This is a genomic window from Rhizobium sp. PRIMUS64, assembly GCF_023006465.1.
GTDB lineage: Bacteria > Pseudomonadota > Alphaproteobacteria > Rhizobiales > Rhizobiaceae > Rhizobium > Rhizobium leguminosarum.
Window position 1 is genome coordinate 69,558 of record NZ_JALBGX010000008.1, and the last position, 12,911, is coordinate 82,468.

At 59.0% G+C, this 12,911-nt stretch carries 19 protein-coding genes and 1 pseudogene; 12 read left to right on the plus strand and 8 right to left on the minus strand.

What is annotated here, in order from left to right:
• The first annotated feature begins 301 nt into the window (after nucleotides 1-301).
• The 5 genes from MOV76_RS05565 (at nucleotide 302) to MOV76_RS05585 (ending at nucleotide 3,938) form a co-directional block, all read left to right on the plus strand.
• Complete coding sequence (locus tag MOV76_RS05565; protein ID WP_113546392.1) at nucleotides 302-1,645, plus strand: chloride channel protein; 1,344 nt, start codon at nucleotides 302-304, stop codon at nucleotides 1,643-1,645.
• A gap of 159 nt (nucleotides 1,646-1,804) precedes the next feature.
• A complete protein-coding gene (locus tag MOV76_RS05570; RefSeq protein WP_130758670.1) occupies nucleotides 1,805-2,182 on the plus strand; it encodes a GFA family protein in 378 nt (125 codons plus the stop codon).
• A gap of 131 nt (nucleotides 2,183-2,313) precedes the next feature.
• A complete protein-coding gene (locus MOV76_RS05575; protein ID WP_247263994.1) occupies nucleotides 2,314-2,562 on the plus strand; it encodes a hypothetical protein in 249 nt (82 codons plus the stop codon).
• A gap of 517 nt (nucleotides 2,563-3,079) precedes the next feature.
• Nucleotides 3,080-3,433: a MarR family winged helix-turn-helix transcriptional regulator gene (locus MOV76_RS05580; protein ID WP_245372628.1), complete on the plus strand. Its 354-nt coding sequence runs from the start codon at nucleotides 3,080-3,082 to the stop codon at nucleotides 3,431-3,433.
• Nucleotides 3,434-3,521: 88 nt separating this feature from the next.
• On the plus strand, nucleotides 3,522-3,938 hold the full coding sequence (locus tag MOV76_RS05585; RefSeq protein ID WP_247263995.1) for a hypothetical protein: 417 nt from the start codon (nucleotides 3,522-3,524) through the stop codon (nucleotides 3,936-3,938).
• A gap of 72 nt (nucleotides 3,939-4,010) precedes the next feature.
• On the opposite strand, the gene MOV76_RS05590 is transcribed toward MOV76_RS05585, so the two are convergent.
• A complete protein-coding gene (locus MOV76_RS05590; RefSeq protein WP_247263996.1) occupies nucleotides 4,011-4,322 on the minus strand; it encodes a hypothetical protein in 312 nt (103 codons plus the stop codon).
• Nucleotides 4,323-4,343: 21 nt separating this feature from the next.
• Nucleotides 4,344-4,745: a response regulator gene (locus tag MOV76_RS05595; protein ID WP_113546431.1), complete on the minus strand. Its 402-nt coding sequence runs from the start codon at nucleotides 4,743-4,745 to the stop codon at nucleotides 4,344-4,346.
• Between the two features lie 91 nt (nucleotides 4,746-4,836).
• On the opposite strand from MOV76_RS05595, the gene MOV76_RS39820 reads away from it, so the two are divergent.
• The 3 genes from MOV76_RS39820 (at nucleotide 4,837) to MOV76_RS05605 (ending at nucleotide 5,799) form a co-directional block, all read left to right on the plus strand.
• Nucleotides 4,837-4,965: a hypothetical protein gene (locus MOV76_RS39820; RefSeq protein ID WP_258719721.1), complete on the plus strand. Its 129-nt coding sequence runs from the start codon at nucleotides 4,837-4,839 to the stop codon at nucleotides 4,963-4,965.
• 237 nt (nucleotides 4,966-5,202) lie between these two features.
• Nucleotides 5,203-5,430: a hypothetical protein gene (locus tag MOV76_RS05600; RefSeq protein ID WP_247263997.1), complete on the plus strand. Its 228-nt coding sequence runs from the start codon at nucleotides 5,203-5,205 to the stop codon at nucleotides 5,428-5,430.
• A gap of 18 nt (nucleotides 5,431-5,448) precedes the next feature.
• Nucleotides 5,449-5,799 (plus strand): hypothetical protein, encoded by a 351-nt coding sequence (locus MOV76_RS05605; RefSeq protein ID WP_245494217.1) that lies wholly within the window; start codon nucleotides 5,449-5,451, stop codon nucleotides 5,797-5,799.
• 9 nt (nucleotides 5,800-5,808) lie between these two features.
• On the opposite strand, the gene MOV76_RS05610 is transcribed toward MOV76_RS05605, so the two are convergent.
• Both MOV76_RS05610 and MOV76_RS05615 read right to left on the minus strand, forming a co-directional pair.
• Nucleotides 5,809-6,297, minus strand: coding sequence for an invasion associated locus B family protein (locus tag MOV76_RS05610; RefSeq protein ID WP_130751381.1), 489 nt, complete (start codon nucleotides 6,295-6,297; stop codon nucleotides 5,809-5,811).
• 45 nt (nucleotides 6,298-6,342) lie between these two features.
• Complete coding sequence (locus tag MOV76_RS05615; protein WP_247263998.1) at nucleotides 6,343-6,606, minus strand: hypothetical protein; 264 nt, start codon at nucleotides 6,604-6,606, stop codon at nucleotides 6,343-6,345.
• An 86-nt stretch (nucleotides 6,607-6,692) separates the two neighbouring features.
• On the opposite strand from MOV76_RS05615, the pseudogene MOV76_RS05620 reads away from it, so the two are divergent.
• Nucleotides 6,693-6,915 (plus strand): annotated as a pseudogene (locus tag MOV76_RS05620) (hypothetical protein); the annotation flags it as partial.
• An 18-nt stretch (nucleotides 6,916-6,933) separates the two neighbouring features.
• Here the strand turns inward: MOV76_RS05620 and MOV76_RS05625 are convergent.
• The 4 genes from MOV76_RS05625 to MOV76_RS05640 form a co-directional block, all read right to left on the minus strand.
• Nucleotides 6,934-8,802 (minus strand): AAA family ATPase, encoded by a 1,869-nt coding sequence (locus MOV76_RS05625; RefSeq protein WP_247263999.1) that lies wholly within the window; start codon nucleotides 8,800-8,802, stop codon nucleotides 6,934-6,936.
• Nucleotides 8,803-8,811: 9 nt separating this feature from the next.
• A complete protein-coding gene (locus MOV76_RS05630; RefSeq protein WP_247264000.1) occupies nucleotides 8,812-9,417 on the minus strand; it encodes a hypothetical protein in 606 nt (201 codons plus the stop codon).
• A gap of 296 nt (nucleotides 9,418-9,713) precedes the next feature.
• Nucleotides 9,714-10,097: a hypothetical protein gene (locus MOV76_RS05635; RefSeq protein ID WP_247264001.1), complete on the minus strand. Its 384-nt coding sequence runs from the start codon at nucleotides 10,095-10,097 to the stop codon at nucleotides 9,714-9,716.
• A 312-nt stretch (nucleotides 10,098-10,409) separates the two neighbouring features.
• Nucleotides 10,410-10,604: a hypothetical protein gene (locus tag MOV76_RS05640; RefSeq protein ID WP_130751389.1), complete on the minus strand. Its 195-nt coding sequence runs from the start codon at nucleotides 10,602-10,604 to the stop codon at nucleotides 10,410-10,412.
• Between the two features lie 119 nt (nucleotides 10,605-10,723).
• Between MOV76_RS05640 and MOV76_RS05645 the strand changes: the two genes are divergently transcribed.
• From MOV76_RS05645 to MOV76_RS05655, 3 genes are all read left to right on the plus strand, one after another.
• Complete coding sequence (locus MOV76_RS05645) at nucleotides 10,724-11,263, plus strand: hypothetical protein (RefSeq protein ID WP_247264002.1); 540 nt, start codon at nucleotides 10,724-10,726, stop codon at nucleotides 11,261-11,263.
• Between the two features lie 879 nt (nucleotides 11,264-12,142).
• Nucleotides 12,143-12,532, plus strand: a complete 390-nt coding sequence (locus MOV76_RS05650) for a hypothetical protein (protein WP_130751393.1) — start codon at nucleotides 12,143-12,145, stop codon at nucleotides 12,530-12,532.
• A gap of 32 nt (nucleotides 12,533-12,564) precedes the next feature.
• Nucleotides 12,565-12,891, plus strand: a complete 327-nt coding sequence (locus MOV76_RS05655; protein ID WP_130751395.1) for a hypothetical protein — start codon at nucleotides 12,565-12,567, stop codon at nucleotides 12,889-12,891.
• The last annotated feature ends 20 nt before the right edge of the window (nucleotides 12,892-12,911 follow it).

Below are 12,911 nucleotides of genomic sequence, written 5' to 3' on the forward strand. Positions count from 1 at the left end.
ATTATCGGCAGCTCCTATGGGTCCGAAAGCACCCTCGAGAGCTGATCCTCGATTGGCGCGGTCGTCGTTGAATCCCCTGACGGAAATGTGGGGCTGGGCTGCATGCCCTCATCCAACGCATCAAAGCGACGATGTCCGGCCCGAGGGACGGCAAGCCTAAATCGAATGCATTGAACGTGAGCCTCCGTGCTTCGACACGCCCGCGGTCTTGCCCACGTTCGACACGTTGCAATTGGGGGTGATCTTGGGGCGCGATGGCGCTAGTAAAGGACAACCCCGCCCCGTATCGCCGAGCCCCGACATGCCACCATCCTATCGATATTCGAAGCTCTTTCGCCGCTCCCGCGTCTTATGGGGCTCTTTCTCGCTTTGGCAGCCCAGGCTGGTGTTTTGGTGCGGGGCATTGGCAATCGGGGTGATCAGCGTCGGCTTTGCGAAGCTTGCGGATCTAGCGCAGAAGGGCTTCGGGTCTCTCACCTCGTCCGGTGAATGGGCCTTCCTGCTGCCGCTTGCGCTGACCCCGCTCGGCTTCATGCTGTCGGCCTATCTGGCGGCGACTCTGTTTCCGAACTCGCAGGGCAGCGGCATTCCACAAGCAATCGCGGCGCGGCATCTGCGGGACGAGGAGGATCGAACGCGGCTGCTGTCACTGAAGATCGCTTTCGGCAAGATCGTGCTGACCGTGCTCGGGCTGTTCTCTGGCGCCTCGATCGGCCGCGAGGGACCGACCGTGCAGGTCGGTGCGTCGATCATGCTCGCCGTCGCCCGGTTCAGTGGCATGGCGCAGGCCCGCGGGCTGATCCTGGCGGGCTCGGCTGCGGGCATCGCGGCCGCGTTCAACACGCCGCTTGCGGGTATCGTCTTCGCGATCGAGGAAATGAGCCGGACCTATGAGTCTCGGGCGAACGGGCTGGTGCTCACGGCAGTCATCCTCTCCGGTCTCGCGGCACTCGGGCTTTCGGGAAGCTACAATTATTTCGGCATGGCATCGGCTGCCCCCACCGAGCTTCGCGACTGGGGGCTGGTTCTGATCTGCGGCATCGGCGGTGGTGCGCTTGGAGCGGCCTTCAGCGGTTTCGCGTTGCACTTCGGCCAGAAGATCCGCCGCTGGGCGCAACCACAGCCGCTGAAGCGCATGCTGGCGCTTGCGGGCATCTGCGGACTGGTGATCGCAGTCATCGGCGTGGCCTCGGGAGGCACGACTTTCGGCACCGGCTACGAGCAGGCGCGAGCTGCGGTCGAAGGCAATGCCCTGCCTCTGCTCTTCTTCGTTGAAAAGCTCGCCGCCAGCTTCCTGTCGATGCTCTCGGGCATACCGGGCGGCATCTTTGCGCCGTCGCTTGCGGTCGGCGCCGGTTTCGGCAGCACCGTCGGCTCCCTGCTCGGCACCAGCATCGCACTGGCGGCTATCCTCGGCATGGCCGGCTATTTCGCGGGCGTCGTGCAGGCGCCGATGACGGCCTTCGTCATCATCCTGGAAATGACCGGCGACCACCAGGCAGTCATCCCAATCATGGCGGTGTCGATGATCGGCTACGTGACGTCGCGGATCCTATCGCGCGAACCCCTCTACCACGGTCTTTCACGGGTCTTTATTGCGGCGGCGATCCGGGCGCGGCGTGTTGTCGAAAGGGAATCGGAGTAGCGTGCCTACACGGACGAGCGACAAACCTGCGCGGCATGCTCCCGGCGTCGAAACGCTTCTCGGGCTGTGCTCGATCCGTCCACCGGCATCGCGGGGTCGACGAAGGGAGGCGTGAATAGTCGGTTGGCATCGCGAACATCAATTAGGGAGGAGCACGGAATGAGACGAGCGGCCAGTTGTTCATGCGGCCAGCTTTCGATAATCGCCGATGGAGAACCCGTCAAAATCTCCGTCTGCCATTGCCGGGCCTGCCAGCGTCGCACCGGCAGCGCGTTCGGAGTGGCCGTCTTCTTCCAAGCGAATCAAATGGAGACTTCCGGAGCATCGAACAGCTACGTCCGGTCGGGCGACAGCGGGAGATCGATCGATTTCAGGTTCTGCCCAGCGTGCGGGTCGACCGTTTTCTGGATGCCGGAGTTCAGGAAAGGGCTCGTCGCCGTCGCGTTGGGATGCTTCGCCGACCCCTCTTCGCTAGCGCCGACGCAAAGCGTCTACGGGGAAAGTCGCCTGGGGTGGGTATCGCTCGATTTCGGTTAGGCAAAGGCGCGTCGGCAGTGGGGCCTCTTTCTCCAAGCGATTTCCGAGGGCCGCCCTCTAGTTTGTGATTTCCTCGCGAGCAAGAAAACCATTAATATCCCGGCATGATATTTTCAGCGTCCGCGATAGGTTTGAAGCTGTTCGGGCTCGTGAGCCTTGCCTTCCACCGACGTCCTGAAGCGACATCGACGGAAGCCAGCGAAGATGTTGTGGTAAGTCTCCTGCTCGACGAATGGTGCAGGCATTCGGCAACGAACCGAAACGATCCGAAATCCTACGCCACCATCCGGAGGATCGTCGCGCTTCGTGCGGTGGGTAAGACCGTGGACGAAGTCCGGTCCGAGATTTTCACGGAAGCCGCAGCCGAAGAGGCAGACTAGGGAGGAATATTCACAGGTTCAATCTCGCGGATCATCAGGCCGCCTCGATCGATTCGGACACGTCATCATAATCACGGGCCACAGCGCTCGAAGCCACATTTTACCAGCTCCTCCGCGTCGACAGTGCGAAGCTCTGCACTACGCCGCCAGCAGGTGAAGATGCCGGCCATTCCCTTCAATGCTCACGTTCAAATGATCTGTCTCATGGGACAGCGCTCTGGATTCGCATCTTTGACGCACGACAGAATTTTCTTGTGAAGTCACGAAATTGGCACAGTTTTTTTAGCAACATCGGGAGAATATGGCTCGCGAGCTATCAGTCGACGCCGTTGCGACCCAACACCTATCGCATCGACTCAACTTGCGAACCACTCTCCTAGCGTGCTCCGCTGTTCATGTCACATCATGACATTTAAGAAGGACTATTCGCATGCCTCGATCGGGACGCCGGACTTCTGGCCTGACTGACGACGTCTATGAAGGCCTGGCGGGATTCCGGCTAGCCATGAGGCGGTTTTTGTCGTTCAGCGAGGCGGCCCTTGCCGAGGCTGGTGTCACATCCCAGCAGTATCAGGCTCTCCTGGTCGTGCGCACGGCGCCGGGCTGGCAGATCAGGCTTCGCGACCTCGCCGAACAGATGCTCATGCACCACAACAGCGCCGTCCAGCTTGTGGATCGGATGTGCTCGGCAGGCCTGGCGGAGCGGATACCCGCAGAAGATGACAAGCGCAGCGTGCTGATCGGCCTGACGACGAAGGGCGAGCTGACCCTTGAATCCCTGGCGAAGGTTCATGTTGAAGCAATGCTTGCGCACGAGCCGCTGCTGGCTGAATCCCTGTCTCGGCTTCGTCAGGTGACGGAACTGGCCTGACCGTCACTCACCATTTCTTGATCGCGACGTTCTTGACCTCCGAACGCATTATTGTATCATGGCGTGATATAAAAGGAGGAGAACAGCTATGCAAAGCGGCGAAGGTGGCTGGTCGAACTACCGACCGTCCAAGACCCTATGGGCCTGGTCCGTCGTCGGCGCCTCGGCATTGACGATGGCTCTTGGCTTCACTTGGGGAGGATGGACGACGTCGGGAAGGGCCAGGGTGATGACCGACATCGCCGTCCGAAACGCGAAGGCGGACCTGGTCGCGGGCATCTGCGTCCATAACTTTGTGACGGCGAAGGACGCACAGGAGAACCTCAAGGCCCTGCAGGCGAAGTCGTCATGGCAGCGTGACGACTTCATCACCGATGGCGGCTGGACCAACATCGCGGGGATCGACGGTGCTATCACGAACGCGGCCGACGCCTGCGCCGACCAGCTCGTGAAGATGAAGGAACTGCCGCAATCGGGAGGAGATGCCGCAGTCACCGACAGCTAGAGTTCAGGCCGGAAGTGATGAGTTATCTGGCCCTCGCGAGGCCCGTCCGAAATGATTTCGGGCGGGCCATTTTCATGATCTGAAATCGCCAACATCCTCCGAATCTTGCAATGCCTGCAGAACCTCTCTGGTCATGAGGTGTGCGGCCATCAGGACCGCGGGCGACAAAGGTCTGCCGTCGCGCGCTTCCCGGCATATTTTCAGAAGGCCCACCAGCTCGATCGGGTTCTCGATGAATCCGTCCAGCGCGTCTTCAAGATCCTTGGGAAACTGCAATCCGACCTGGATCGCGAGCTCGCCGTCCTTCGATAGCACTCCCCGACGGATCAGAATCGTTTCAAGCCTCCCTATCCAATGACCGAGTTCGGCGCGTCTATCGATCATGTCGTCCGCTCCCTAGTCTGTTCAAACGAAGAGCCGCATTCCTCCTGGCGGGACGCCTCGTTCGCCTTCGCGGATTGTCCTCAGATATTCGAGAACGTCTCGGATCAAGTTTGGATGGGCGGGTTTCGATATCAGGCCGATAACCTTTGAAAGGTCGGTTTCAATCAGTTCGGGGCTCCCCGTGACCATGACGACCGCGACGCCGAAATCGCTCGCGAGATACTGCCCGATCCGCGGACCGGTCGCTCCGTCCCTCAGGTTGACATCCACCAAGGCAATCGTGCTGAAGGCGGCGAACTGCTGCACGGTCTCAAAGCTGTCGGCTATCCCGGAGATCTCATAGCCAAGTGTCATCAGAATATCCTCAAGATCAGACGCGATCAGCATGTCGTCTTCGACAATCAGTATTTTCTCCCCAGCCACCAATTTCCCTCCTTCGTTCATGCTGCATTCATGATTGACAATATGGGCGAACTGTCAAAGAATGTCACCACATGATATAAGGAGCGAGCCCATGACCAAGAAAGCCTTCCTATCCGCTGTATTTGCCTGCTATGTCGCGGTCATGTTCGCCATCGCTTCCATCCCGAGCGAGACATCTTCCGAGGTCTCGCAGGCTCAACAGCTACAGGCGGTGAATTGATCTCCGGCGCAGGGTGGCGAAAATCAACTATGGACCGCGGCGTCGGAGCGTAACGATGTCACCGGATAGCAGGGTTTTTTTGGTCGCCGTCGTGCTGTTCGTCGCGGCGATATGGGGCGGAGCGATCTACGCCTTCCTGCAGCTCTGACCCTCACATACATCATCACGTGACATTTTCTGCTGGAAACGGAACCGTTGCGCGCGCCGCTCATTACTCCTGCGAAGGAGATATTCGACATGCAACGCTCGCTGATCCAGCCAGACCACGCCTATGTGTTGCGCGATCCCGGACGACCGCGTTACGTGTCCCGGATCGAAAACGGCATCATCGCTTATCGCCAGTACCTGTTCGGCATCCCCTTCTCCAGGACAGCGACTTTGGACGATTTTGCCAAGTGGGCGCATGAGGACGTCGAACTGAGAGAGCGACGCGACGTATTCCAGCCGCCCCGGCAAACCGCTTGATAACAGGAGAGCGGTTCAATGTTGATGGCGACCCAGAGTAAGAAAGCCGTTCTCTACCGAGAAACTGAATTGAAGTGCGCCTGCGTTGCCGGTGGCGATGGCATTGTGGATGATCACGAAAACCTTAGCGCTGTGACAACGATGGAAGGGGCTGAAATGCACGCCGAACAAGACGAGTCCTTTTACAACGTCCGCAGCCTACGTCTGCGCTATGGCCTTGGTCGGCACGAGGCGGAACGAGTTCTTCAGCGGTTTGGCACCTCTAAAAAGGAACTGGATCTGCTCCTTTCGGCCCGTGGCAGGACTCCCCGGCATCGCCCGAAGGAACTTGCGACACCCGAGCAGAGAGCCCCGTTTGGAATAGGCTGAACACGCCCCTCACTTGCAGTGGGCAACGCGCTCTAGCGCCGCTGTCACCCCTCTCAGTGAATAGGTATAGGTCGTACGAGTGCCTCGTGCCGACGTCGCATGCAGCGTCATTTGGCTGCCGGACCGAAGTGCATCGACGAGTTCCGGTTCGAGAGCGGCGTCCGAAACCCAGGCGGCTTTGTCCTTGACGAACATTTTGAACGTCTTGTCCCCAATCGAAACCTGCACTGTCGAGTCGGTTTTCAATCCGTATCCGAGGATCGCTTCCGGTTCATTGCCGCCCCCCTTCTCCGCCGGCGCGATCAGGAAGTAGTTTTTTCCATGGTCCACATTGGCGGGAGCAGATTCCTTCGGCACCGAGAGCGCATAGCAGACCCGAGATCCGTTTCTCATAAAGGAATACACGCCCCAGTCGTCGCTTTGAGACACCATCCTAGCCGCAGCATGGGCGGCCAATGGCATCGATGCGGCGACAGCAAGGCTGGCAAGCTTCTTCATTTATTCCTCTTCCTGAAGTGTCGAAATTAACGCTCGGGGCCGGACTTAGCGGGGGTTGGTTGCGCGTTTCTCGCGCAAGAACCGGACCTCTTCGAAGGTGATGCACCCGTTCACGACGTGGCCCTCCCAGACTCGGTTTCCAAGCTGGCAGGTGACCATGAGGCCTTCGCTCTCACCGACGGCAGCGGTTGAGGAAACCGTGACGAGATTCTGGGTGCGATATCGTTGGAACTCTCTCGTCGTGAGGCCCAGACGGTCGGCAAGCACTTCGTCTGAAGGTAAGGATTTGGGGTTCGGGACGTCGGACATGTTGAAGGTCGAGCTCGGGTCGCATCAATATCATGACGTGATATAATTCATTCCGGACTGGTGGTTCAACCCCTTGGCTTAAGGAAATGGTTATATGCAAACAGGTCGCAATGACCGCAATTGGGGTGGATGCCTTCTACGCATCGGTCGAGCTGCGTGACAATCGGGAGCTGCGTGACAATCGGGAGCTGCGTGGCATGCCTGTTGCCGTCGGCAGTCCTGCTGCCCGAGGGGTGGTTGCGGCCGCCAGCTACGAAGCCAGAAAGTTCGGCGTTCATTCCGCCATGCCTTCGGTGACTGCGCAGCGGAATGGCCGGCCAGTGCCCTTCATTCGGAACAAGGTCTCAACAACTGCCGCATCTCCAAGCCGGATAGAAGCTCCCTCTCCATAACTGCCTTGGCGAGCCGCTCGACATCGGCACGCCTATCTCGCACTATTTCCTTCGCGCGTTCGAGTTCGGCGTTCAGAAGCTTCTCCACGCGTTTGCGCAGGACAGGATCGGAGCGACGCAGCTTCTCGAGATCCTCTGAAGTTCTCACGTAGCTGTAGGAAAGCCCGTACCCCATGCCCAACGTGGCCTCCATAACCGTTGCGATATCAGCAGCGCGATGGAGATCTGAGCCGTTCATCCCCCCCGAACCGTCTGTCAGAAATCCTAGGATGACCTCTTCGGCTGCCCTGCCCCCGAGAATCATGGCGATCTCATTCGCGTAGGACTCCCGTGATCTCTGGAGCGTTTCGGCAAGCCGCCAGGCAACATGCCCTGCGCTGTCGTCGCAGGGCGACAACTCACGCACCACCGTGATCACCGCGATTTCGCCGTATGCCAGCTCTGTCCCGACAACGGCGTGCCCGGCCTCGTGCACGCACGCCGCACGTCGCGTTGATGGATCGAGAGGCCTCAACGAAGGCGTGACGGCCCGGACGTCGTCGGCGGTAACCGATCGCCGTGCGCGTCTGGCCTGCTTCCGCGCATCCCGGGCGAGCTGGGCAAGAGCCGCGCCGGAGTATCCCCTTGTGGCGCGTGCGGAACGGGCGAGAACATCGGCAGAAATTTCGGTTCCCAGGTGCAGTGTCAAGATGTCCTTCCGTGCGTCGTGGTCGGGAAGCTCGACCTTGATGTGCCTGTCGAGGCGACCAGGCCTCCGCAGTGCGGGATCGATCGCATCCGGGTAGTTGGTCGCAGCGATGACGACGACGCCGTCGCGGCGGGGCGACCCGTCGAGGGCCTCGAGAATACCGTTGACGACCTGAACGCAGTAATTTGCATTGTCGCCGCTGAATTTCGCTCGATCCCCGACCGCATCGAATTCGTCCAAGAAGAGGATGCACGGCGCTTTCGCTGCCGCTTCGCTGAATGTCTTTTTCATAGCGGCCAAGAAATCTCCGAGGTGCCCTTTGGCCTGCCACGTCGCACAGGAGGCACTTACGAACGCGGCGCCGCAGGTCTTTGCAACCGCCTGCGCGAACATCGTCTTGCCGGTGCCTGGCGGTCCGCTTAGCAGGAGGCCGCAATCAATATCGCTCCAAGCCAGCGATCCGTGCGCCCAATCGCGAAGATCCTCGGCGAGGCCCAAAGCCCATTCCTTCGCCTGCCCAAAACCCGGGAGTTCTTCGACGCCGAAGCTCATAGCGGCTAGCGGCGGCCTCTCGGCCTTTGCTTCAGCCGCTTCCGAGAGTCGCGCGAGAGCGTGCTGAACGCTTCTGCCCGGTCGAAGTGCCTGGAACATCAAGTCCATGGGATACGACAGCAACATCCTGGCTTCCTCAGCAGTGGTCGGTTCTCCGCGCGAGGACTTGATGGCGGCCACTAGATGGACTGTACGGATCGGCTCGACTTGAATGACTTCATCCAGAGAGACCCTTATTTCGGGAGGAATGGTGATGCCATGAGGTATGAGTAGCACGACGCCAGGCTTCGCCTTTAGGATGTCGGCGGCCTCAAGCCAGTTGGCATTACCACGGTGGGAGACTTCAACGGTGCACTGCGTGTAAACCTCGGCACGCTTGGTGGACCGCAGGACGCTCCTGAGCGCATCGGCATATTTCGTAACGTCTCTGTCCCGGGGGATGATGAGTCCGACGGATGCCTCCTTCCGCATAAGGGCACCCGCCTTGCGCAGGGCTTTGAGAACGGAATAGGAGCATGCGGTCACCTCGAGAGTCGCCGCGCGTTCGGAAAAATTCATATTCATGGCAGCTTCCTAGCGCTCGCCGCGTCGGACGACGGTGTCGGGATTGATCAGTTCTTCATCGAGATCGACCGTTAGAATTCGTTGGAGGACAAGCGAGGCCAGGCCTGCCATCGGCGAGATCTCACGAAAGAGGCCAAGCCCTTCGGCCACCGAGAATGAACCAACTTCATCGAGCGCAGCTATCACGCGGATGCGGTCGCCCAGCGGGCAACGATAGTTACCATAGCGCAGGAGATCTCGGGCGTTACGGAGCCGCCAGCCGCCCTCTCTCTCTTCCCGTGTGATGAAGCGGTGCGAACACCCCATGGAAGCCGCAGCGTCACTGATCGCGAAGTCGCCGCCTGTCTCGCATGCGTCGAGCAGGCACCTTCGTGTTGTCGAGTAAGTCACGAGGAAATCAGGGATGTGGATTCGATCCAGCACCTTCAACTCAAAAGGCTGGCACGCCCAGGACTCGACCTCCGGATCGACATCAAGGAGACAGCCCAGGTCCCGCGCAGCGTGCGATCGGAACAGGCGATCGCCGACGCATTTGATGGTTGCCTTTGGAGGAAAGAAGATACGCTCTACGTGCGCACTGTCGCGGCCGCAGGTATGGAAACTCTCGGAACTCATGACGATACCCAGAAACGATTGAAGGAATGCCGCCCGGCGGCGGTTCGATCAGCGTTGGTATTGTCGTTGTTGCAGCTTCATGATCGGAACATATAGAGAACGCTTGAAACGACGTCAATCGGAATCTTGGGTCGGCCTCTGAGCAGAACGACTTCACCAAACTGACAAGAAGCGGCTGGGACGCGGGCGACCGAGATGACGCTAGCGTGCACTTCGGCCGCGCCGACCGATCTCACCGGCGGCACATCTCCGGCTGAACGCAAATTAGGTCCATGAGGCCCGGTCGATACATGCAGTCAGCCCGTCGGAGGCGGAACAGCGTCGCCGCGGTGCTTAAGCGTCTCGCGGTTCCGGCCCGCGCCGATCACGATGCGCGCGCCGCGGTAGGGCGTGAAGCCAACGTTGTCGAGCGCCTCGCCAAACGTCTGCTCCTTGGCCGCGTCGAGTAGCGTCGCGAGATCCTTAACGGAGATGATTACGGCGGCGTCTTCGGTGCTGCCAATTATCTGAGGCACTCCCTCTCGCGCGCGCCTGAGGACACCGCTGAGGCCGTCCTTGGCCTTCCGAACGGTCAGGGCGCCGCCGGCAACCTCGACCAGCGTGCGACCGAGGCCCTCGACGAAGTCGTTCTTCGAAGCGGTGCGCATCTCTCTGACTTGCTTGAGAACGCGTACGTCCATCGTCGTAGCTCCGTTTCTGAGCCAGACAATAGTGTGGCCACGCAAGTGGTTCAAGCTCCTATGGCCACGCATTCAACTTCGAACATCAACATAGAGTTTTGCGGTGGCGAGCGCCCTACTCTGCCTCCGTAGTTTCCCGACCTGAATACCGATCCTGGTCGCCTGCATTCGAACCATGCGCCACCCCGCCATAGAATCCACTGTTGCGGGGTACTGGTGGCAGTTTGCCACCTCCGGAGTTTTGCTGACAGTGATAAACCTCAGTAACACCGCGACGGACTGCTGGAAGCACAAGCCCGCAGCCAATGGCGTTCATTCATCGACGCCGCGTTCAACGAGGAATTTGATGAAGCTGGGTTTCGGTTCAGGATTCGAGTGGGAGACGATGAAGAACCCGTTCATTGGGTCAACAATCCTCTGAGGTCCATTTGTCCTGACGGCTTCAAGAAGCTTGAGCACATTGAGTTCGGCTTCTTCTATGGTCCATTCGTTGGCTTTGCGCGGCATCACTTACGAATCCTCTCTCGGCTTGAGGATAGATCATCTCCTCTTGTGCCGCTAGGCGGTTAATCCTTCGTAAACCATCTTCCGGAACGATCGCATGAAACGCTCCCGGGGGAAAGGACATGCATATCCTGCTTGATACAAGTGTCCTGAGTGAGGCCAGGGGGCCGAAACCTGTCGAGGAAGTGAAACGATTTCTGGCATCCCTCCCGGACAGGATCGTAGCAGTTCCGGCGCCGGCCGTTTTCGAGCTGGAACGCGGGGGCCAGATGCTGAGCAAGGTCAATCCGGAACGGGCGAGCCTCCTTCTTGCCTGGTTGGATCGAATGTTGGAGACGAACGTCTACGTTCCCCAGATGGACTCCGCTGTTTCCCGGCTGATCGCACGGATGGCGACCGTTCCCCGTTTTAGGAGATTCTGGGCAAGCAGCGATCCGGACGACGATCTGCGGTTTGGATGTGATCCCGCGATAGCGGCAATCGCCATCCGCTACGGGATGCCGATAGTGACCCGAGACATTCCTGATTTCATGTTCATCAATGAGGAATTTCCGCTTCCAGGCCTGTACGAACCCGTCAAGCGCAAGTGGTTCGTGGAACCTGCGGATCAATGGGACTTCGAACCCAGGGACGGAGCGACGAACTGTTTGGTGTTTCGATGATTGGACTTCGTTACCAGACTTGACGCCGTCGCCCGGCAGAAGTGCGATCGCGGTCCTTTGCTGTCAGCTCAGTAAGAATTGCGTCGATGGCAGAATGTCGATCAGAAGCAGATCAGACGTGGCTCAATCGGCGAAAAGTGGGGGACGAGAAAAAAAGTTGCCGTTCCTCTCACTTTTTTCGACCTGCGGAATTCGTGTCAAACAGGGACCGGAAATTTACAAATCATGGCCAGGCAAAACGGAATGCCCGGGACCATGTTGGTAAATATAGTGAAAACGCACATGACATTAACTATAATTGTAACTATTTCTTCGGATTTTATTTACGTTTTATTAAGGAAAATCAGGGCCTCGAGCCCCGAAAGACTGGAACCGCACCATTTACAAGTTTGAAGGCCTGTGTATTTTCAGTCCCGTCGATCCAATTCGGGTCACCCATCAAGGAACTGCAAGACATGCAACAAGTCACATCGACATATCCGGCTCGGAAGGGCCAACAAGCCGCCTAAGGCATCGATGCGACTTCGGTGACCTCCTGGAGGCCACCCTTCCCTCAGCAAGACCAGTTAGTTTTGGAAAATGAGGAACAGCATGTCCAAGTCCAAAAAAGTCCCCCTCCAGCACATCCACCACGCGCGACAATGATGTCGCTGCGTCGTCGCCGCCGGTGACGACACCAAGTTCTGTCGAAGTCTGCTTCGCCGGAACTTTCCGGTTTCTCCGGAAGACATCCGAACCAAAGGCCTCGCATTGAGGCTTGAGGATTGGCACTCGGATTGGGCGTCTACACGCCCGCTTCGATTTGCATGTCTCACCGCCCAACGGGCGCGAAGGACCGCTGCTGGCCTCTTCACAGAATCGAAAGAAAGGAACTCTGCGATGACGCAGAACGATGACGCACGCCTTCTGATTGGCGACCGCATTCCGGAACGCTTCCTACCCGAACTCCGCCTATGGGCCCGCAGGAAGCGCGGCTACTACTTCACGAGGAACGAAATCGACCTATTCCGGATCGCAGCGGTTGCCTACGCAGATGCCGCTCGGCCGAGCGTCGGCCAGATCTACCGTCTGTTGTGCGCACTTGTCGACGAAGACGCCGAACGGAACAGCTTGCCGGTCCGCAAGCCGTCGCTGACCACCTTTCGCCGCATCGTGAAGTCCATGCCGGACGAGTTCGTCCGGTACATGCGCTTCGGTCGGCTACGGCGGGTCCACACCTTCGAGCTCGTGTCCGCTGCCACGCAGGCCCTCGAGATCAACTTCAATTGACCTAACCGAACCCAGAAGAAAGGAAAAACGCCATGAAACCGCCTGTCCTCAGCACTCCCAAGATCAACCCGCTCATCGAGAGCACCTTCCAGCAGATCGCTGATCACTGGGACGAGCAGCGCCGCATCCGCGAAGAAATGGGGCATTCCGAGGTTGAACGTGAAGTTCTCGAGGAGGCTCTTCAGGCAGCCCGAGACATCCCCGGAGCTGAGCGTGAAGTCTGGGGTTGGATGTCCAGCGCCATTAAGGAAGTGAATCTGAGCTTGGCCTCCATGCATGCTCCGCCGCTGCGGTGCGTTTCCTACGAGACCTTCCTCGCGTTTCTGCCGGTCGAGGCGAGCGACCCCAATATCCACTGACCGACCTCTACGCGCCGCAC

Bases quoted from the DNA above. Each gene is read 5' to 3' on its own strand.
- MOV76_RS05565 (WP_113546392.1), top strand. From the start codon at position 302: ATGCCACCATCCTATCGATATTCGAAGCTCTTTCGCCGCTCCCGCGTC.
- MOV76_RS05650 (WP_130751393.1), top strand. From the start codon at position 12,143: ATGACGCAGAACGATGACGCACGCCTTCTGATTGGCGACCGCATTCCG.
- MOV76_RS05615 (WP_247263998.1), bottom strand. From the start codon at position 6,606: ATGTCCGACGTCCCGAACCCCAAATCCTTACCTTCAGACGAAGTGCTT.
- MOV76_RS05585 (WP_247263995.1), top strand. From the start codon at position 3,522: ATGCAAAGCGGCGAAGGTGGCTGGTCGAACTACCGACCGTCCAAGACC.
- MOV76_RS05635 (WP_247264001.1), bottom strand. From the start codon at position 10,097: ATGGACGTACGCGTTCTCAAGCAAGTCAGAGAGATGCGCACCGCTTCG.
- MOV76_RS05605 (WP_245494217.1), top strand. From the start codon at position 5,449: ATGTTGATGGCGACCCAGAGTAAGAAAGCCGTTCTCTACCGAGAAACT.
- MOV76_RS05645 (WP_247264002.1), top strand. From the start codon at position 10,724: ATGCATATCCTGCTTGATACAAGTGTCCTGAGTGAGGCCAGGGGGCCG.
- MOV76_RS05570 (WP_130758670.1), top strand. From the start codon at position 1,805: ATGAGACGAGCGGCCAGTTGTTCATGCGGCCAGCTTTCGATAATCGCC.
- MOV76_RS05655 (WP_130751395.1), top strand. From the start codon at position 12,565: ATGAAACCGCCTGTCCTCAGCACTCCCAAGATCAACCCGCTCATCGAG.
- MOV76_RS05625 (WP_247263999.1), bottom strand. From the start codon at position 8,802: ATGAATATGAATTTTTCCGAACGCGCGGCGACTCTCGAGGTGACCGCA.
- MOV76_RS05610 (WP_130751381.1), bottom strand. From the start codon at position 6,297: ATGAAGAAGCTTGCCAGCCTTGCTGTCGCCGCATCGATGCCATTGGCC.
- MOV76_RS05640 (WP_130751389.1), bottom strand. From the start codon at position 10,604: ATGCCGCGCAAAGCCAACGAATGGACCATAGAAGAAGCCGAACTCAAT.
- MOV76_RS39820 (WP_258719721.1), top strand. From the start codon at position 4,837: ATGACCAAGAAAGCCTTCCTATCCGCTGTATTTGCCTGCTATGTCGCG.
- MOV76_RS05600 (WP_247263997.1), top strand. From the start codon at position 5,203: ATGCAACGCTCGCTGATCCAGCCAGACCACGCCTATGTGTTGCGCGAT.
- MOV76_RS05590 (WP_247263996.1), bottom strand. From the start codon at position 4,322: ATGATCGATAGACGCGCCGAACTCGGTCATTGGATAGGGAGGCTTGAA.
- MOV76_RS05630 (WP_247264000.1), bottom strand. From the start codon at position 9,417: ATGAGTTCCGAGAGTTTCCATACCTGCGGCCGCGACAGTGCGCACGTA.